18 protein-coding genes are annotated in these 17,491 nt (G+C 60.3%); 8 read left to right on the top strand and 10 right to left on the bottom strand.

Annotated features, from left to right (window positions below):
• Nucleotides 1-3 precede the first annotated feature (3 nt).
• The 4 genes from G5221_RS15155 to G5221_RS15170 form a co-directional block, all read right to left on the bottom strand.
• The gene (locus G5221_RS15155) at nucleotides 4-606 is read right to left on the bottom strand and encodes a DUF2796 domain-containing protein (RefSeq protein WP_421263524.1); all 603 of its coding nucleotides are present in this window, start codon (nucleotides 604-606) and stop codon (nucleotides 4-6) included.
• A gap of 31 nt (nucleotides 607-637) precedes the next feature.
• A complete protein-coding gene (locus tag G5221_RS15160) occupies nucleotides 638-937 on the bottom strand; it encodes a hypothetical protein (protein ID WP_421263525.1) in 300 nt (99 codons plus the stop codon).
• Between the two features lie 44 nt (nucleotides 938-981).
• Nucleotides 982-1,524, bottom strand: a complete 543-nt coding sequence (locus G5221_RS15165; protein WP_005335681.1) for a YtfJ family protein — start codon at nucleotides 1,522-1,524, stop codon at nucleotides 982-984.
• A 220-nt stretch (nucleotides 1,525-1,744) separates the two neighbouring features.
• A complete protein-coding gene (locus G5221_RS15170) occupies nucleotides 1,745-2,635 on the bottom strand; it encodes a hypothetical protein (protein ID WP_005354684.1) in 891 nt (296 codons plus the stop codon).
• 139 nt (nucleotides 2,636-2,774) lie between these two features.
• Here G5221_RS15170 and G5221_RS15175 point away from each other — a divergent pair, with 139 nt between their 5' ends.
• Complete coding sequence (locus G5221_RS15175; RefSeq protein ID WP_076492509.1) at nucleotides 2,775-3,122, top strand: hypothetical protein; 348 nt, start codon at nucleotides 2,775-2,777, stop codon at nucleotides 3,120-3,122.
• Between the two features lie 26 nt (nucleotides 3,123-3,148).
• Here the strand turns inward: G5221_RS15175 and ppa are convergent, their stop codons facing one another.
• The 3 genes from ppa to G5221_RS15190 all read right to left on the bottom strand — a co-directional run bounded on the left by ppa (nucleotide 3,149) and on the right by G5221_RS15190 (nucleotide 6,468).
• Nucleotides 3,149-3,679, bottom strand: coding sequence for an inorganic diphosphatase (gene ppa / locus G5221_RS15180; protein WP_005335667.1), 531 nt, complete (start codon nucleotides 3,677-3,679; stop codon nucleotides 3,149-3,151).
• Between the two features lie 216 nt (nucleotides 3,680-3,895).
• Nucleotides 3,896-5,476 (bottom strand): DUF3369 domain-containing protein, encoded by a 1,581-nt coding sequence (locus G5221_RS15185; RefSeq protein ID WP_421223911.1) that lies wholly within the window; start codon nucleotides 5,474-5,476, stop codon nucleotides 3,896-3,898.
• Nucleotides 5,477-5,586: 110 nt separating this feature from the next.
• Nucleotides 5,587-6,468, bottom strand: a complete 882-nt coding sequence (locus G5221_RS15190; RefSeq protein WP_216979467.1) for a LysR family transcriptional regulator — start codon at nucleotides 6,466-6,468, stop codon at nucleotides 5,587-5,589.
• Nucleotides 6,469-6,626: 158 nt separating this feature from the next.
• Between G5221_RS15190 and G5221_RS15195 the strand changes: the two genes are divergently transcribed.
• Both G5221_RS15195 and G5221_RS15200 read left to right on the top strand, forming a co-directional pair.
• On the top strand, nucleotides 6,627-7,013 hold the full coding sequence (locus G5221_RS15195) for a DMT family transporter (protein ID WP_005335660.1): 387 nt from the start codon (nucleotides 6,627-6,629) through the stop codon (nucleotides 7,011-7,013).
• Nucleotides 7,010-7,330, top strand: a complete 321-nt coding sequence (locus G5221_RS15200; RefSeq protein WP_005335659.1) for an SMR family transporter — start codon at nucleotides 7,010-7,012, stop codon at nucleotides 7,328-7,330. Before G5221_RS15195 ends, G5221_RS15200 begins: the two co-directional genes overlap by 4 nt.
• A gap of 79 nt (nucleotides 7,331-7,409) precedes the next feature.
• On the opposite strand, the gene G5221_RS15205 is transcribed toward G5221_RS15200, so the two are convergent.
• The 3 genes from G5221_RS15205 to hrpB form a co-directional block, all read right to left on the bottom strand.
• On the bottom strand, nucleotides 7,410-7,811 hold the full coding sequence (locus G5221_RS15205) for a VOC family protein (protein WP_421263526.1): 402 nt from the start codon (nucleotides 7,809-7,811) through the stop codon (nucleotides 7,410-7,412).
• Between the two features lie 58 nt (nucleotides 7,812-7,869).
• Nucleotides 7,870-10,188 carry a penicillin-binding protein 1B gene (mrcB, locus tag G5221_RS15210; protein WP_115521739.1) on the bottom strand — a complete coding sequence of 773 codons (2,319 nt, stop codon included), beginning with the start codon at nucleotides 10,186-10,188 and terminating at the stop codon, nucleotides 7,870-7,872.
• A 73-nt stretch (nucleotides 10,189-10,261) separates the two neighbouring features.
• Complete coding sequence (gene hrpB, locus G5221_RS15215) at nucleotides 10,262-12,709, bottom strand: ATP-dependent helicase HrpB (RefSeq protein ID WP_421263527.1); 2,448 nt, start codon at nucleotides 12,707-12,709, stop codon at nucleotides 10,262-10,264.
• Between the two features lie 178 nt (nucleotides 12,710-12,887).
• Here hrpB and thpR point away from each other — a divergent pair, with 178 nt between their 5' ends.
• The 5 genes from thpR (at nucleotide 12,888) to pcnB (ending at nucleotide 17,481) form a co-directional block, all read left to right on the top strand.
• A complete protein-coding gene (gene thpR, locus G5221_RS15220) occupies nucleotides 12,888-13,430 on the top strand; it encodes an RNA 2',3'-cyclic phosphodiesterase (RefSeq protein ID WP_064335479.1) in 543 nt (180 codons plus the stop codon).
• Nucleotides 13,427-14,170: a DNA/RNA nuclease SfsA gene (gene sfsA / locus G5221_RS15225; RefSeq protein ID WP_421263528.1), complete on the top strand. Its 744-nt coding sequence runs from the start codon at nucleotides 13,427-13,429 to the stop codon at nucleotides 14,168-14,170. Before thpR ends, sfsA begins: the two co-directional genes overlap by 4 nt.
• 119 nt (nucleotides 14,171-14,289) lie before the next feature.
• The gene (dksA, locus tag G5221_RS15230; protein ID WP_005335644.1) at nucleotides 14,290-14,739 is read left to right on the top strand and encodes an RNA polymerase-binding protein DksA; all 450 of its coding nucleotides are present in this window, start codon (nucleotides 14,290-14,292) and stop codon (nucleotides 14,737-14,739) included.
• A gap of 111 nt (nucleotides 14,740-14,850) precedes the next feature.
• The gene (gene gluQRS, locus G5221_RS15235; RefSeq protein ID WP_421263529.1) at nucleotides 14,851-15,759 is read left to right on the top strand and encodes a tRNA glutamyl-Q(34) synthetase GluQRS; all 909 of its coding nucleotides are present in this window, start codon (nucleotides 14,851-14,853) and stop codon (nucleotides 15,757-15,759) included.
• 255 nt (nucleotides 15,760-16,014) lie between these two features.
• Nucleotides 16,015-17,481, top strand: a complete 1,467-nt coding sequence (gene pcnB, locus G5221_RS15240) for a polynucleotide adenylyltransferase PcnB (protein ID WP_005335642.1) — start codon at nucleotides 16,015-16,017, stop codon at nucleotides 17,479-17,481.
• Nucleotides 17,482-17,491: the final 10 nt, after the last annotated feature.

Here is a 17,491-nt window from a genome sequence, read left to right on the forward strand (position 1 = left end):
GCGTTACCAGCTCAGCTTGTTGGCGGACGGGGTCAGCTCGCCAGCGGTCTGGCCAGTGGGCAGGATCCCCTGCACGCTCAGCTTCTCAAGGCTCGGATAGACGCTGAACAGGGTCGCCTCAAGGCCGGTCAGTTTGGCCGGGGTGGCGCAGGTGTAGGTGTACATGGCGCCCATATCGGCGTGACCCGCTTCGTCATGATCATGGTGGTCTTCATGTTTGTCGCTGGCAGCCTTGTCATGGTCATGGTCATGGTCATGGTCATGGTCATGGTCGTGATCATGCTCTTCTTTGGCAGCTTGCATCTCTTGCTGGGTCAGTTTGCAGCCAGCTGCCGGGTCGAAGCGAAACAGGGCGTCAGGCTGCTGGAGGCGGGCGACCGCTTTGGCATACTGCGCCTTCTCTTCATCGCTCTTGGCAGCGTGCTCGAAGCCCACCAGATCGGCTGCGGGTGCCTGCAGTTCGATCATCAATTGGTCGCCATCGACCACCAGATTGAGGTGGCCGTGGCCATGCTCGTGGGCGCCGTGGCTGTGGCTCTCGTGTTCGTCGTGATTGGCGTGTGCGCCAAAGGCCGCTGCGGCCAGCAACAGAGTAACTGCTTTCATCTTTAATCCTTTTTCAAAACAAATAGCGAAATTAAACAAAGGGATAGAGAAAAGCAGAGGCGGGCGGCGCACGGATGGCATAGCTGTGAAGCGTGGCGGTATTTGCCGAGCGTTGCATGATTGCAACAGCGGGCAAAACAGAGGTCGAACTGGGGAAACAATAGGGGGTAGCGGTGATGACCTGCTTGCCATCCAGATGGAGGGCGCAGACCAGACAGTGATGGTCGTCGTGGCCGGGCAGGACGGATTCAAACTGGTGCCGGGCAAGGGCAGGCTGCAGCCATAACCAGCCCAGCAGCAAGAGCCAGATTTTCAGTTTGATACGACCCATAGACCCTTATGGAAAGGGCGCCATCAGCGCCCTTTCTCTCTGACTTAGAGATGGGACTTGATGAGCCCCATCACGGTAGCAATGTTGTTGGCATCGAGCTGGCCATCTTTGGCAAACAGCACCTTGCCCTCTTTATCCAGCAGGATGATGGCCGAGCTTTCCGGCGTCAGATCCCAGGCGTTGCGCGCCATGCCCTTGGCATCCAGCACCATGGCGGACCAGGGGAACTCTTTCTTGCTGTCCTCGGCACTGCTCTTCACGAAGCCGGAGGTGCCCCAGATAGCGTCATTGCTGTTGATGACGGTAACGGTCTGGTACTTGTCTTGCGGCAATTTGGCGGCCTTGATCGCCTCGATCATCGGGGCGTTCAGCTCCTTGGCACTGGAGCGACCGGCAATATGCTGGATCAGGAACACCTTGCCGGTGAGTGAGGTGCTCTGCCACGGCTGGTAGCCGATCTCCTTGCCATTCAGTACCAGCTCGCCTTTGTCACTGACATTGACCAGCGGCACCGGGTTGCCATCCTTGAAATTGTGAGCAAAGACCAGAGATGGCAGCAGCGCCAAAGTAAGTACGAGATGTTTCATCCTGATGACACTCCATTTGTTATGTTATAACGAGTTTCGGATTGAGGGAATGGGCGAGCTTCATCCTAAACTGATCGGATCTGTTTAAAAAGTGTTAAATAAGATCGCAATTCAGAAGCGTCGGCGCCCCGCCAGTCAGGTGGTTGGCTGGCAAGGGCAGCTAGGATGGCATGACATCGATAAAAATCAATGAATTGGCTGCTGGTCTGAGCTGTCTGCGTCAGTAGAGCGACTCGCTGATGAGGGGGATCTTGGCCATGGTCATCTGCTGGGCCAGCAGGGACGAGCCGGTCAGCAGCACATGGCGCTGATTGTTGATCACCACCACATCTCCGGGTACGCCACTGTCTGCCGTAATGGCCAGCCAGGCAGGGGAGACGCTGCCGATGCTGATATCCGGATAGATGATGCTGAGCACATATTGCGGGGCCAGCTCCGCCAGCAGACTGGCCATCAGCAGCGCCTTCTCGTCGCTGTCGGCCTTGTTATCCTGCAACGCCTGCAGCGGCGGCGCGAAGTGATCCAACTGCTCCGGTTGGGTGGGGATGGCGTTCAGCCACTCCTGCAGCAGGCTGACGCTGGTGGCGAGATCCTTGGCCGCAAACTGCTGCGCCAGTGGCTTGAGGTGCCCTTTGAAGTGGTAGAAGAGCTGGGAGTAATCGGGTCGCACGCAAGGCAGTTTGCGATTGGCCGGATGGACGCAGGGGATCACCCTCATCTGGTAGAAGGCATCCTCCTGATACTGCTGGTAGGCTTGCCAGAACAGCAGCGACTCCATGCTGTCGTCCCGCAGGGTGAAGGCCTGCTCCAGATTGCGAAACTTGGTAGCGGTCTCGGGGCTGCTCTGGTTGATCAGGTTGATGCTGTTGTAGAGCCGCGGGCTGATGTAGGCGTAAAGGGTCTCCAGCGGATTGGTGAGAGAGGCCTTCAGCAGGCTCATCTCGTGGCGACTGGCGGCCATCACCTGATCGTCGGTGGTCAGCTGGAAGTGCTTGCGCTGGCCATCGGTGGATTGCCACTGCCAGCTCATGTTGATCTCGCTGGCGTTGCTTGTGGCGCCAAGGGTGGTGCTGAGAGTGAGGCTGAGCAACAGCGCGGGGGTCAGCTTCATGGTGGTGCTTCCTGCCGTGGACGATAATTAACAACTAGGTGAGCCGGCACCACTTTGGTGATGTTTCGTTTTGTGATCTGGATAACAGATTGATGTGACTTTTAATTTAATTGTGAAATTAAGTCACTCTGGAGGGGTTATGAAGCCTTGGATCATAGTGCTGTTTGGGCTGCTCAGCCTGCCAGCCATGGCGGGTCAGGTGATCGTCAACAAGGGGATGTCCATTGCGGATACCTTTGCCCTGCGCGATCAGTTGGCGCGCGAACACGAATGGCAGGAGTGGCTGCGCTACCAGCAGGCTATCAAGTGGCTGGAGGTATTGCCGGTCAACTGCGAGCTGATGAGCCAGCCGGGCGGTGGCTATCGCTGTGGCGGTGATTACTATCGTCCCTACCAGAAAGATGGTCGTGAAATATACATTCAGGGCAATCCTGCCGGAGATGCGGCAGGTCAGCTGCCGCAAACACCGACAAAAAAGGCGCCATAAGGCGCCTTTTTTATTCCGGGTGACGCTTACTTGGCAGCGTAACGCTCGGCAGAGGTCTTGATCTCGGCTTCGGCAGCAGCCTTGTCGCCCCAACCTTCCACCTTGACCCATTTGCCCGCTTCCAGCTCTTTGTAGCGCTCGAAGAAGTGCTGGATCTGGGCTTTCAGCAGTTCCGGCAGATCGTTCACATCCTGGATGTGGTCGTACTGCTTGGTCAGCTTGGAGTGCGGTACGGCAACGATCTTGGCATCTTCGCCAGATTCGTCGGTCATCTTCAGCACGCCAACCGGACGGCAGCGAATGACGGAACCGGCCAGCAGCGGGTAGGGGGTCGGAACCAGTACGTCGACGGGGTCACCATCCAGAGAGAGAGTCGCGTTCACGTAGCCGTAGTTGCACGGATAGAACATCGGGGTAGACATGAAGCGATCGACGAAAATAGCACCGCTGTCCTTGTCGACTTCGTATTTGATCGGGTCGGCATTCTGCGGGATTTCGATGATGACATAGATATCGTCGGGCAGGCTCTTGCCGGCCGGTACCAGGTTCAGGCTCATGATAATTCCTTCGTTGTTAGTATCAGGTTTGCAGGCCGATATTATAGCGATGTGATGTTAAATGACCATATTTCAGCGGGCATCGCTAACAAAGAAGGGGGATGTTTCCGCTTTACGGCGCGTTGATGTGTGCGGGGTGCAACAAAACGGCTGTTTTGATGCCCTGCAGCTGACCTTGGTCACCGGCAGGGCATGTGGAGTTGCGAGCAAAGAGGGTCAGAGCGAGTAGGGGAGTCTCGATTCGTTGACCAGTCGCGACAGGGCTGTTACGACATGAGAGTCAAACTGGGTACCGGAGCGGGACTGGATATACTCCATGGTCTGCGCCAGCGTCCAGGGCTCCTTGTAGGGGCGCTTGCTGAGCAGGGCATCGAATACATCGACCACCGCCACTATCCTCGCCGACAGCGGGATCTGCTGGCCAGCCAGCTGCAGCGGATAGCCCTTGCCATCGAAGTGCTCGTGGTGGCCCCGGGCGATTTCGGCGCCGAGAGAGAGGTAACTGGTTCCCTCCACCATTTCGCCCGCCTTGTGCAGGATATTGGCGCCGATGCCGGCGTGCTGCTCCATGATGGCCCGCTCTTCCGGGTCGAAACGGCCGGGCTTGTGCAGGATATGGTCCGGGGTGCCCACCTTGCCCACATCGTGCAGGATGGAAGCCATACCGATCATTTCGACAAACTCCGGAGTCAGTTGCTCCGGGTAGACCGCCATCTGCTTCAATTCGGCCACGATGGCATCCGAGAGCTTCTGCACCCGCAAGACATGCTCGCCGGTATCGGAATCACGAAACTCCGCCAGCGCCGCCAGCGCCACCACGGTGGCCTCCTGGGCACGAAGCAGCTGGTTGTAGAGATAGAGATTGTCGTAGGCCGCCGAGATGCGCTGGCAGAAGACATCCAGCAGGTCGCACTCGAGAGGATCCAGAGGCTGGGTCGGGGTGAAGCTCAACACGAACTCGCGGCCATTCTGGGCTGCAATATAGAGAGAGTCCTGCGGGTGTTCAAAGCGGTTGCAGCGCTCGTTTAACGCCTTCATGACCGACTCTTTCAGGGCAGAAAATTCATCAAGGCTCTTCTCCTCCAGCAGCGCCTCGTAGTCTCCGGTTGCCGCCAGGATCTCAAGCCCATGTTCGCCTGGACGGCGTTCGGCACAGATGGCCCCTTCGGTGCCCACATCGAGAATGGCGCTGATCTGTTTGAGCACGCCGGAAGCAAACTCCTTGAGTGAATGGAGATGGTAGAGATCGCCCGCGCCCTCCAGAATTTTGCCGAGTCCCTGTCGGCTCTTGTCGATGGCGCTGAGGGTTTCGTAGGAGCGAAGGGAGGCGATGACGGTGGTGAAGAGTTTTTGTACCGTCAACTCGGTCTTGGTCTTGTAGTCGTTGATGTCGTAATCGAGGATCACCCTTTGTTCCGGTGCCTGACCGGGTTGGCCGGTACGCAGCACGATCCGCACCAGCGAGTTGCGCATCTCGTTGCGGATCCGGTGCACCAGCCGCAAACCGGCATCTTCGGTCTCCATCACCACATCCAGCAGGATCAGGGCAATCCTGGGATTGGCCTCCAGCATGGTGGCGGCTTCTGCACCACTATAGGCGTTGAGCAGCTCGAGCGGGCGAGATTTGTATTGAATATTGGAGAGGGCAAGCCGGGTGGCGTGATGAATATCCGGCTCATCATCCACGATCAGCACTTGCCAGGGATTGAGTGCCTTGGGGACCACGACCTCTTCATCATCGAGTTCGATGATGTCGTCATCCAGCCAGATATCGTCCTTGTCTTGGGCACTGCTCATATCGGTTACGCCTCCGGCGCTCAATGAGTATGTGAAGAGTATGCACGATCACCTCTGTCAGGATCATCAGGATAAGCAGATATCGTGAGCTGGCACCGCCTCTTTCATCTTTACTCGAAAGGCTCAAGATAACTCTGGATCGATTTTTTCAACCAGGCCAATACTTTGCCGTGATAGGCATTTTCTGCCAGATAGACGCCATAGTCTCGCCACTGCAGGCTGAACTTGTGCTTCAGGGTCAGCAGGGTGCCTTGTCGCAGCTGGCTCTGGATAAGTGGCGAGGGGAGAACTGCCCAGCCCAGCCCATCGAGGACCGCGTTGCGCATCAACTCGAAGCTGGAGAGACCTATATGCTGGCCTCCCACAGGTAGCAGGCTTTTTACAGAAAATTCATCTACATACGAGAGAGTGACCTGGGTGTGATCGGTCAGATCCTGCTGTTTGACCCGCTTCAGTCCGGCCAGCGGATGGCTGGGCGCCACCACCATCAGGGTGCGGATCGGGTTGAGCAGATCGATGTTGAGGCCGCTGCGCTCCTGATCCTCGGTAATAAGGCCAAATGCGGCATCGACGAACCCCTCTTCAACCAGCGCTGGCAGTTCAGGCGGAGAGGCAAGCACCAGCGAGATACTGGTGCCGGGAAATTGGTTGTGCAGGCTGGCCAGCATCTCGCGCCACACTTGCTCGGGGATGGCGTCATCGCGGGCAACCCGCAGCGCCACTTCGGCACCCGAGGCGTAATGTTTGCACTTCTGCTGCAAGCTGTTGGCCGCCTGTAGCAGGCGAGTGCAATCATCAAGTACCAGCTCGCCGATCTCGGTCAGGCGACTCTGATTGGCTCCTCGTTCGAAAAGTTCGACGCCAAGCTCAACTTCCAGTGCTGCGATGGAGGTGCTGACAGCGCTGCGGCTTTTGCCGAGACGACGGGCGGTGTTGGCAATAGAGCCGCTATTGGCTGACTCTACAAAGAGCTCTATCTGATATAACTTCATGTTTTACAGACCATGACGGAGTTTTTCACCATCACCTTAGCGTGCCGAACCAAGGCAAGGCAAACCTGTGGCGTCGGAATAATCGACGCTGAGCGATTGTCGCGAGTTGCTTCTCCCCGTTTACCATCTCTCCCGTCGAAGCAACAAAGGCATCTTATATGTTATTAAGTCGTATGTTTCTGGCCCGGCTATTTTTGACCGGCGCCATCGTGACCGAGGTCGCCGGTACCTCCAGCATGGCCATGATCCCCGAGCAGGGAGCTGGCTGGATGAATTACATCCCGATGTGGCTGTTGATCGGTTTCTCGTACTGGTTGCTGGCGAAAGCCGCCAAAACAATCTCCATTGGTATTGCGTTTGCGCTCTGGGAGGGGCTCGGGATCACCCTGATCACCATAGTGTCGGTCATGTTCCTTGGTTACGATGTGACCGTTCAGGAGCTGATTGGCCTGGCTCTCGCGATAGTGGGGATTGTTATGGTGACCATGGGGGAGACCCATGATGAGCCTGCAGACAAGTCAGTAGAAGCGGAGGCCACAGCATGAGTCCGTTTGTGATTGTATTGGGTGCCGCACTGATCGATATCGGCGCCAACATGGCCATCAACCGCTCCAAGGGTTTTCGTTACAAGGGGTGGGGCTTCCTGGGGATCATGCTGGTACTCGGCGCCTTTACCCTGCTCTCGGAAGCGGTAAGTGGTGGCCAGATTGACCTGGCTGTTGCCTACGCCACCTGGGGGGCTATCGGCATCGTCGGTACGGCGCTGGGCGGTTTGCTCTTCTTCGGTGAGCGGCTCAAGCCCATCGGCTGGGCTGGCATGATGGTGATGGCGCTGGCTGTCGTTATGCTGACTACCGCCTGATAACCTGAAGCAATAAGAAAAGCCGCCCGGTTGCAACCGAGCGGCTTTTTGTTTGGCCGACTGTTTGACCGACTCAGGCTCAGCGCGGCGCTTCGTAGAGCTCCAGCGGCAGGCCGTCGGGGTCGGCGAAGAAGGTAAAGCGCTTGCCGGTCAGCTCGTCCACCCGCACTGGCTCTACCTCGACCCGATGGGCCAGCAGATGGGCGATGACCCGGTCAAGATCGCTGACCCGAAAGGCGAGATGGCGCAGGCCGCACGCCTCGGGGCGGGAGGGGCGCTCGGGAGGCGAGGGGAAGCTGAACAGCTCCAGCTGGCCGCCGTCCGGCAGGGCCAGATCCAGTTTCCACGACTGGCGCGCCTCGCGCAGGGTCTCGGCGATGATGGGCAGCCCCAGCACCTCGTGGTAGAAGTGGCGCGAGCGTGGGTAATCGCTGGCGATGATGGCCACATGGTGGATGGCGTCAAACAGCGGAAAGGTCATGGTGTTTCCTTGTCAGCAGCATAGTGAACGGGCAGCCTGCGCTGCCCGTGTCGTTGATCTAGTTAAAGAAACCGCCGAACCAGTCATCCAGCGCACTGCGTGGTGTCGCATTGCTGGCGCAACCGGCCGGGGAGCCCATGGTGGAGGCTTTGGCCGGCACCTGCAGGCTGCCCGGGCAGTCGCTGGTGACGCGGGTGCCGCTGGCGCGGGAGAAGTTGGCCCAGGTGACCCCTTCCGGCATCTTCAATCCCAGACTGTTGACGCCGCGCTGGCTCATGTAGCCGCTAAAGAGCTGCAGGGCACCGCTGGCACCGGTCAAGCCCGCCGGGGTGTTGTCGTCGCGACCGACCCAGATACTGACCAGTTCGTTGTTGTCCATCCCGGCAAACCAGGAGTCGCGCAGCTCGTTGGTGGTGCCTGTCTTGGCCGCCATGGTGGCGCCCGGGAACTTGGCACTGAGGGCGCGGGCCGTGCCCTGACTCACCGTCTTGGTCATGGCGAACAGGGTCAGCCAGCTTGCTTGCTGGTCGGTGACCCGCTTGGCGGTCTGATCATGCTGATAGAGCAGGCTGCCATCCCCGTTCACCACGGCGCGAATGGCCGACAGCGGCTGGGTCAGTCCCTGATTGGCGATGGGCAGATACATCTGGTTCACCTCCAGCGGGGAGAGGGCCACCGCCCCCAGCACCAGCGACGGATAGGGCTGGATCTCCTGCTGGACTCCCAGCTTGTGCAGGGTGTCGACTACCTTCTCCAGCCCCACCTGCAGACCCAGATTGACGGTCGGCACGTTGAGGGAGCTGGCCAACGCATCCATCAGCGGCACGCTCTGGCGGAACTTGCGATCGTAGTTCTGCGGCGTCCAGACCTGACCATCCTGACCGCGAATACGGATCGGCTGATCTTTGAGCGGGGTCGCCAGGGTCAGGCCGTTGGAGAGGCCGGTCAGGTAGACCGCCGGTTTCACCAGCGAGCCGATCTGGCGGCGGGCATCCAGCGCCCGGTTGAACCCGGCGTAGCGGGGATCCCGGCCACCCACCAGCGCGACTACTTCGCCCTTGTGCCAGTCGGAGACCACCATGGCCGCCTCCAGCTTCTTCTTGCCGCGCAGCTTCTCGATATCGGCGAGGCCCGATTCGACCGCCCGCTCGGCCGCGTGCTGGGCGATGGGGTCGAGGCTGGTGAAGATCTTGAGGCCGGACTGCTTGAGCAGATCGGCACCGAACCGGCTCTGGATCTCACGCTTGAGCAGTCCCATAAAGGCCGGGGTGCGGCCATAGCTCATCTGGCCGCGGGCGATGATGCCGAGGGGCTGACGGCTGGCCAGCTCATATTCGGCCTGAGTCAGGCTGCCGTGATCCATCAGCAGCTTCAGCACCAGATCACGGCGGGTTTTGGCCCGCTCCGGGAAGCGCCATGGGTCGTAATAGGAGGGGCCCTTCACCAGACCGACCAGCAGGGCGACCTGATCGATATCCAGCTCGTTGACCGGAATGCCGAAGTAGAAGTAGGAGGCGAGGCCAAAACCGTAGACCCCTTGCGAGAAGTTTTGTCCCAGATAGACCTCGTTGAGGTAGGACTCGAGGATCTCGTCCTTGCTGTAGCGATAGTCGATCAGCACAGCCATATAGGCTTCCTGCAGTTTTCGCCACAGGCTGCGCTCACGGGTCAGGAAGAAGTTTTTGGCCAGCTGCTGGGTGAGGGTACTGCCCCCCTGCACGGTGCGACCCGCGATCAGGTTGGCAAACATGGCGCGCATGATGGCCACCGGCGAGACGCCGCCATGCTGGTAGAAGTCGCGATCTTCGGTGGTGAGCAGGGTCACCAGCAGGCTGTCGGGCACCTCGGCGATGCGCACCAGCAGGCGATCTTCCCGATCCTCGGTATTGAGGCGATCGAGCAGCACCGGGTCCATCTGGGCGTAACCGAGCTGGCGCTGGTTCTCCAGCGACTGGATCCCCTCAAGGCGCGGACCGTTGAAGGTGAGGCGCAGGCCGCGGGCACCATCGGCGCCGTCATAGAACTCGAACGGACGGCGAATCAGCTCGATGCGGTTGCCGTTGATGGTGTATTCACCCGGCGTGTGAGGCTGGCGCACCTGCTTGTAGCTCAGCATGTTGAGCTCGCGCAGCATCTGGTCCCGCGACAGGCGCTGGCTGGGGTAGAGCTCCAGCGGACGGCTGTAGACCATCACCGGCAGCTGCCACTTCTCGCCATCGAAGCGCTCGCGCACCTTGGTATCGAGGTAGATGCCAAACACCACCATAAAGGCCGCCACCACCAGAGAGAGCTTGAAGCCAAGCCAGAACAGCTTGCGCCAGATGGTGCGTTTGGGCGCTGCCTTCTTGGGGGCACGCTTGCGTCGTTGGGTTGCCATAAATCCTCTTTGCTTTCCTTTCTACTTGTTATGTCGCATTCGCGAACGTCCGAGCGGGATTAACCCGTCGAACCTAGATGCCCATCTTCTTCTTGGTGAACTTGGTCGGCATCGCTTCCAGCGGATTGTCAGGCCAGTAGTGGCGGGGATAGCGCCCCTTCATCTCTTTCTTCACCTGCTCGTAAGAGCCAGTCCAGAAGGCGGCCAGATCGGCGGTGATCTGTAGCGGCCGCTGGGCGGGGGAGAGCAGCTCCACCACCAGCGGCACCCTGCCATCGGCCACGCAGGGGGTCGAACCTTGCCCGAACATCTCCTGAATGCGTACCGGGATCACCGGTGCTTGCCCTGGCTGATAGCGGATCCGCACCCGGCTGCCGGTGGGCGCTGCAAAGTGGCTCGGCAGCGCCTCGTCCAGCCGTTTGGGCAACGGCCAGGGCAGGGATTGGCGCAGGATGTCGCTCATATTGAGCCTCTTCAGCTGCTCCAGCCGTGTCATACCGCTCACCGCTGGCAGCAGCCACTGTTCCAGCGTGGCCAGCAGGCTGTCGTCATCCATGGCGGGCCACCCCTCATCGGGCAGCCAGTCGCGGGCGCACCGCAGGCGGGCCAGCAGCCCTTCGCCGCTCTCGTCCCACGGCAGCACATGCAGCCCCTTGCGGCGAATGCCTTGCAGCAGGCAGCGTCCTTTCTGCTCGTCAGAGAGTTCGGTCAGCGGTCGCTGGCTCAGCACCAGCTCGCCGATCACCTGCTGGCGTTCGGCGCGCACCCGCTCTTCCCGTTCATCCCAGTCGAACCACTGCCGTTCGCTTACCAGTTCCGGCAGCAGGCGTACCAGCTCGTCCAGATCGACCGGTTCGGCGATAAAGATGCGGCTGCCGCGATCGTTCTGCCCCATCTCGATGGCGATAAGGGCGGCTTGCCCCTGACAGGGATGACCTTCTACCAGATCGCAGCTCACCCCACCACTGAGTTGATAGCGACAGCCACTACGCAGTTTGCCGATGCGATCCGGCCAGGCGAGGGCACAGAGTAGCCCCAGCCACTGACCCTGCGCATTGGCAGGGCGCACGCCAAGCCGCTCAAACCAGCGGGCCGCCCCCTGACGCAGGGCACTTTGACGGCGGTGGAACAGCACAGAGAGGCGCTCCGATCCTCGCAGATCTTCTTCCTGCAACGCCACCAGATATGCGGCATCGGCGACAATCCCTGTCAGACCCTCGGACTCCAGCTCGCGGGCGCGCAGCAGCATGCGGGCGAGGCGAGGGTGGGTACCGAAGGCGGCCATGGCGCGGCCAGCGGCAGTGAGTTGTTGCTCACCCTCCGGCTTCATGGCGCCAAGGGCCACCAGCAGCCACTGGGCGCTGGCCACCGCAGCGGCGGGGGGCATGTCCAGCAGCGGCAGATCTTCTACCTTTGCTCCCCACTGGGCGGCGTCCAGCAGCAGGCCGGTCAGCTCCTGAGTGAGAATATCTGGCGGGCTCTGCTCGGCGAGCCGCTCCTGCACCTCGCTGCTCCAGAGCCGGTAGCAGACGCCGGGGCCGAGACGACCGGCGCGACCGGCCCGCTGGGTGGCGGAGGATTTGGCTATCTGGCGAGTCTCCAGTCGGGTGACACCGCTTTTCAGATCATAGGAGGCCCGTCTTTCCAGCCCGCTGTCGATAACGACAGAGACGCCTTCGATGGTGAGCGAGGTCTCCGCCACATTGGTGGTAAGCACCAGCTTACGGCGGCCGGCAGGCGCCGGTTCGATGGCCGCTTGCTGTGCCGCCATGTCGAGGCGGCCGTAGAGGGGGGCGAGGGTCACGTCGTCCGGCAGTTTGTCTGCCAACCACTGCGCCAACCGCTCGATCTCACCCTGTCCCGGCAGAAAGACCAGCAGGCTGCCATCTTGAGCGGCCAGCGCTTCGAGTACCACGGCGCCGACCTGCGGCTCCAGCCACTGCTGGCGATTGGCGGGGCGGTAGTGGTAGTCGATGGGAAAGCCGCGCCCCTCGGAGCGAACCACAGGGGCATCCGGCAGCAAGGTCTCGAGTGCCATGCCATCCAGGGTAGCGGACATCACCAGGAGCTTGAGGTCATCGCGCAATCCCTGCTGGCTCTCGATGGCGAAGGCCAGCGCGGTATCGGCGTGCAGACTGCGTTCGTGGAACTCATCGAAGATCACCAGCGAAACGCCAGTCAGCTCCGGGTCTTGCTGCAACATCCGGGTCAGTACCCCTTCGGTGACGATCTCGAGCCGGGTTGCTGCGCTGGTGCGGCTCTCGCCACGCACTCGCAGGCCGATGCGCTCGCCCACCTTCTCCCCCAGTTGGCGCGCCAGAAAAGTGGCGATATTGCGCGCCGCAAGGCGCCTTGGTTCCAGCATGATGATGCGGCCGGGTAGCCGGTTCTGACGCACCAGCTCCAGCGGCAGCATGGTCGATTTGCCCGCGCCGGGTGGCGCCTGCAGGATCACGCTGGTGTGGCTGTCGAGGGCGGCAAAGAGTTCGGGCAATACCGAAACGATGGGGAGCTGGGACAAAGCGATGAGCACCTTCTGTGGCAACCGGTAAAACGGCGCCTATTCTGCCACAGCCGCCCGTGCCACCGTGAGTGGATGTGCGGATATGGCCACTCGGGCGGGAGGCTGGCGAGACATGGCCGGATAGCTGCCATAGAATGGGCCCATCCAATGAGCGTGAAAAAGGCATTATCACCACATGGCCAAACTCTTCTTTGCCCTGCCCGTCAAGGAGCTCGCCCCCGAGCTCATCGCCTGGCGCGATCAGCTGCCCTGGCCCGGTCAGCCGGTGCCGCAAGCCAACCTCCACCTGACCCTGGCATTTCTGGGTGAGGCTGACGAGTTGACCACCCGCCGCCTGATCGCCGCCGTGGAGCGTCAGCACTGTCCGCCGCTCTCCATCAGGCTGGATGAGACCGGCTGGTTCAGCCGGGCCAAGGCTGCCTGGATTGGCCCGAAGGAGTGGCCCAACGAGCTGACCGTGCTGGCAAAGGCGCTGCGCCGTCACGGCGAGAAGTTGCGCCTTGGCAATGGCGAGCAGGGTTATCGCCCCCATGTCACCCTGTCGCGCAAGGCGGGTGAGGCTCCGGCCATCCTGCCTGCCCCAAATTTTCTGCTGCAGGCCGATGAGTTCTGCCTCTATCAATCCATCTCGACTCCGGACGGGGTACGCTACGAGCCGCTTGCCTGCTGGCCGCTGCGCGCCCGGGTAAAAGAAGACGCGCGGAGGGCTAACCCGTGATCTTTGATCCCCCCCTGCAATCGGGCCAGCTGGTGGCCCGCTACAAGCGCTTTCTGACCGATGTGCAACTCGATAACGGCGAGGTCATTACCATCCATTGCGCCAATACCGGTGCCATGACCGGTTGTGCCGATCCGGGTACTCGGGTCTGGTACTCCACCTCCGATAACCCCAAGCGCAAGCTGCCCAACAGCTGGGAGATCGCCGAGAGCCCGGCGGGCCACTTTATCTGCGTCAACACGGCGCGCGCCAACCAGATTGCCCGGGAGCTGATCGAGCAGGAGGCCATCGCTCCGCTGGCGGGGTACTGCCGGTTGCGCACCGAGGTGAAGTATGGCGAAGAGAATAGTCGCATCGATCTGTTGCTGGAAGATGACGAGAAGGGCAATTGTTACATCGAGGTAAAATCGGTCACCCTGCTCGACGAACGTGAAGATCCGGGTATGGGCTACTTCCCCGATGCGGTCACCGCCCGTGGTGCCAAGCATTTGCGCGAGTTGATGGCGATGAAAGCAGCGGGCCACAGGGCCGTGCTGCTATTTATGGTGTTGCACTCCGGAATAAGCCGGATGCGCCCTGCAACCCATATAGATCCGCACTATAGTCTGCTAATTGAGCAGGCAATCGCGGCGGGGGTTGAAATTTTATGCTATCGGCCCCATGTTGGGGTGCAAGGCATGGTGGCTCAAGGGTTTATCCCGTTTGAATCTGGTCACCTGTTACCCGAGGGGAGTGCATAAATATTGGAGTGGGTAACATTATTGGTACGGCTCGTTTGCTTACCCGTTACCCTTCTGCTATAGATGTCGCCCTCAATTTATGGATGGCACGGGTAGCGTGCTGAATTAGGAGACAGGGCATGCCAACAGGCGAAAACAGGAAATCTCTGGGCCCCCTGGCCATTGCGGGTGTCGCGCCTTACCAGGAAAAGCCGGGTGAGGAGTACATGAATGACCAACAAAAGGCGCATTTTCGCAAGATCCTGGGTGCCTGGCGCAACCAACTGATGCAGGAAGTTGATCGTACCGTCGACCATATGAAAGACGAGGCTGCCAACTTCCCGGATCCCGTGGATCGTGCCGCGCAAGAAGAAGAGTTCGCTCTTGAACTGCGTACCCGCGACCGTGAACGCAAGCTGATCAAGAAGATCGAGAAGACCTTGCAGCTGCTTGAAGACGATGATTTCGGTTACTGCGAACACTGCGGTATCGAGATCGGTATCCGTCGTCTGGAAGCCCGTCCGACTGCCGACCTCTGTGTCGATTGCAAGACGCTGGCCGAGATCAAGGAAAAACAGATGGCCGGTTGATCCCGACCCTCTGGTATATGAAAAAGGGAGCTCGCGGGCTCCCTTTTTTATTGAGCTTTTGGCGGTCGCGCCCCAGAATGCAGCCTCAATGAATCGCTTACCCGAATAGTCATGCCAGTGAATCCCCCGTCCTCACCCCTTGTACGTCCCTATGTCGGCCGCTTTGCCCCCTCACCCTCAGGCCCGCTTCATTTCGGTTCGCTGATCGCCGCCCTCGGCAGCTTTTTGCAGGCCAGAGCGCAGCAGGGACGCTGGTTGGTACGCATCGAAGATATCGATCCGCCGCGGGAAATGGCAGGGGCAGCGCACCTGATCCTCAAGACTCTTGAGTCATATGGCCTCGAGTGGGATGGGGAGGTGATGTTCCAGAGCGCGCGCCACGGCCGTTATGACGAGATCATCGACCAGCTCTATCGGGAGGGGGACCTCTACTGGTGCCGTTGCACCCGGCGAGAAATCATGGCCGCGGGCGGTTTCTACAGCGGCCACTGCCGCACCCTCGGGCTTGCGGCCGAAGGTTGCGCCGCCCGGCTGCGCCAGCACCATCCGGTCTACCACTTCGACGATCGCTTGCAGGGCCATATCGCGGTACCGGCGGCGCTCGCCGAGGAGGATTTCATTATCCGTCGCCGCGACGGGCTCTACGCCTACAACCTGGCGGTGGTGGTGGATGATATGGACAGCGGCATCACCGAGATAGTGCGCGGTGCCGATCTGCTGGAGCCCACGGTGCGCCAGATTGCCCTCTACCAGACCCTGGGGGCGCCGGTGCCCGACTGGGTGCATCTGCCGCTGGCGGTGCTGGCAGATGGCAACAAGCTCTCCAAGCAGAACCATGCGCCGGCACTGGCGCTTGATGAGGTGCGACCGGCCCTGTGGCAGGCGCTGCACTTCCTCGGCCAGTGCCCGCCGCCCGAGCTGATGACGAGCCGGATCGACGAGATCATCGAGTGGGGCATCGCCAACTGGCGGCTAGAACGGGTGCCCGCCAGCGAGAAAATCCCGCTGGACCTTGAGTAAAAAGAGTCGGTTTTCGTGTAATAGGACGTGAGCTATGCGCAGATAGACGGCTATTTTTTGGCTCGGTTTGATTCAAATGAGCTGAAGTAGCCACATGGTTTTTCATTTGTGCAGGCGTGAGCTATGTGCAGATTGACCGCTATTTTCGCTGGCAGACGGTTTCATGCGGGATCAATTGTCAGCACGGTTTTTCATTTGGTTAGGCGTGAGCTATGATAGGCCGCTATTTTTTGGCCTCCCGTCAATTTAGAAGTCATGAAGAGGTGTACCATTTTTTCCCAGATCGCAAACTTTTGCCGCAAGGTGCTCGGCAAGGAAGACGGCGAGCAGTCGGTGGAATCCCCCATTCCAGCCCGTGTCGCCGGTCAACGTCGTACCTTAAGCCGTGATCAGCACCCTATTTCGCGCAAAGAGATCAGCGAGAATGCACTCAAGGTGCTCTATCGCCTGAACAAAGGGGGCTATGAGGCCTACCTGGTCGGCGGCGGAGTCCGGGATCTGCTGCTCGGGAAGACGCCCAAGGATTTCGACATCGCAACCGATGCGACGCCGGAGCAGATCAAGGCGCTGTTCAGCAACTGCCGCCTGATTGGCCGTCGTTTCCGCCTGGCCCACATTGTCTTTGGTCGTGACGTGATCGAAGTGGCCACCTTCCGGGGTCACCACCATCAGGTCAATACCAGCAAACATGTGTCGGCCCAGTCTGATGAAGGCATGCTGCTGCGCGACAACGTCTACGGCACCATCGAAGAGGATGCCGAGCGCCGCGACTTTACCGTCAACGCCCTCTACTACAGCGCCAAAGATTTCACCCTGCACGATTTCGAAGGGGGTCTGGAAGATCTGGCCGAGCGCAAGCTTGAGCTGATCGGCGATCCCGAGACCCGTTATCGTGAAGATCCGGTGCGTATGCTGCGCGCTGTGCGCTTTGCCGCCAAGCTGGATATGACCATCAGCCCGCGTACTGCCGCCCCCATCAAGGAGCTGGCGCCACTGCTGCAAGACATCCCGGCTGCCCGCCTGTTTGAGGAGACCCTCAAGCTGTTCCTGGCTGGCGACGGTCTGGCGACCTACAAACTGCTGCGCGAGTATGGCCTGTTCCAGCAGCTCTTCCCGCAAGTGGCTGCGCTGTTTACCCCGCACGGCAACTCGCCCTACGAGCAGTTTATCGAGCAGGCACTGATCGATACCGATACCCGCGTTCGTGAAGACAAGCGCGTAACTCCCGCCTTCCTCTACGCCACCCTGCTGTGGGGCTGCGTCGAGGCCCGTGGTCGGGTGCTGGAGAACGAGAGCGGCCTGCCCTGGTATGACGCCTTCATGCTGGCGATCAACGAGGTGCTGGACAATCAGGTGCGGATCATCGCCGTTCCCCGCCGTTTCACCACAGATGTCCGCGACATCTGGGCACTGCAACAGCGTCTGACCCGTCGTCAGGGCAAGCACCCCGAGCGCGCCATGGAGCATCCCAAGTTCCGCGCGGCGTTCGACTTCCTGTTGCTGCGCAACCGGGTCGAGCGCGGTCTCGGCGAGCTGGCCAGCTGGTGGGAGCGCTATGTTGCCTCCAATCCGGATGTGCGCCCGCAACTGCAGCGTGAAGCGACCCGTCGCCCGGCAAGCGGTGAGCGCGGCGAGGCTCGCAGCCACGATGGCGAGAAGCGCAGCAGCAACAGCCGTAACCGCCGCCGTCCGCGCCGCCGCAAACCGAAAGTGGCCGAGTGACAACAGACGT

The organism is Aeromonas sp. 602200 (assembly GCF_049173895.1).
In the GTDB taxonomy this organism is placed as follows: Bacteria; Pseudomonadota; Gammaproteobacteria; order Enterobacterales; family Aeromonadaceae; genus Aeromonas; species Aeromonas veronii_A.

Excerpts from the sequence above, each read along its gene's own strand:
- G5221_RS15200 (WP_005335659.1), top strand. The coding sequence starts at position 7,010 with ATGAGTCCGTTTGTGATTGTATTGGGTGCCGCACTGATCGATATCGGC.
- dksA (WP_005335644.1), top strand. The coding sequence starts at position 14,290 with ATGCCAACAGGCGAAAACAGGAAATCTCTGGGCCCCCTGGCCATTGCG.
- G5221_RS15205 (WP_421263526.1), bottom strand. The coding sequence starts at position 7,811 with ATGACCTTTCCGCTGTTTGACGCCATCCACCATGTGGCCATCATCGCC.
- mrcB (WP_115521739.1), bottom strand. The coding sequence starts at position 10,188 with ATGGCAACCCAACGACGCAAGCGTGCCCCCAAGAAGGCAGCGCCCAAA.
- G5221_RS15185 (WP_421223911.1), bottom strand. The coding sequence starts at position 5,476 with ATGAGCAGTGCCCAAGACAAGGACGATATCTGGCTGGATGACGACATC.
- gluQRS (WP_421263529.1), top strand. The coding sequence starts at position 14,851 with ATGCCAGTGAATCCCCCGTCCTCACCCCTTGTACGTCCCTATGTCGGC.
- G5221_RS15190 (WP_216979467.1), bottom strand. The coding sequence starts at position 6,468 with ATGAAGTTATATCAGATAGAGCTCTTTGTAGAGTCAGCCAATAGCGGC.
- G5221_RS15165 (WP_005335681.1), bottom strand. The coding sequence starts at position 1,524 with ATGAAACATCTCGTACTTACTTTGGCGCTGCTGCCATCTCTGGTCTTT.
- pcnB (WP_005335642.1), top strand. The coding sequence starts at position 16,015 with ATGAAGAGGTGTACCATTTTTTCCCAGATCGCAAACTTTTGCCGCAAG.
- G5221_RS15160 (WP_421263525.1), bottom strand. The coding sequence starts at position 937 with ATGGGTCGTATCAAACTGAAAATCTGGCTCTTGCTGCTGGGCTGGTTA.
- G5221_RS15170 (WP_005354684.1), bottom strand. The coding sequence starts at position 2,635 with ATGAAGCTGACCCCCGCGCTGTTGCTCAGCCTCACTCTCAGCACCACC.
- G5221_RS15195 (WP_005335660.1), top strand. The coding sequence starts at position 6,627 with ATGTTATTAAGTCGTATGTTTCTGGCCCGGCTATTTTTGACCGGCGCC.
- thpR (WP_064335479.1), top strand. The coding sequence starts at position 12,888 with ATGGCCAAACTCTTCTTTGCCCTGCCCGTCAAGGAGCTCGCCCCCGAG.
- G5221_RS15155 (WP_421263524.1), bottom strand. The coding sequence starts at position 606 with ATGAAAGCAGTTACTCTGTTGCTGGCCGCAGCGGCCTTTGGCGCACAC.
- G5221_RS15175 (WP_076492509.1), top strand. The coding sequence starts at position 2,775 with ATGAAGCCTTGGATCATAGTGCTGTTTGGGCTGCTCAGCCTGCCAGCC.
- ppa (WP_005335667.1), bottom strand. The coding sequence starts at position 3,679 with ATGAGCCTGAACCTGGTACCGGCCGGCAAGAGCCTGCCCGACGATATC.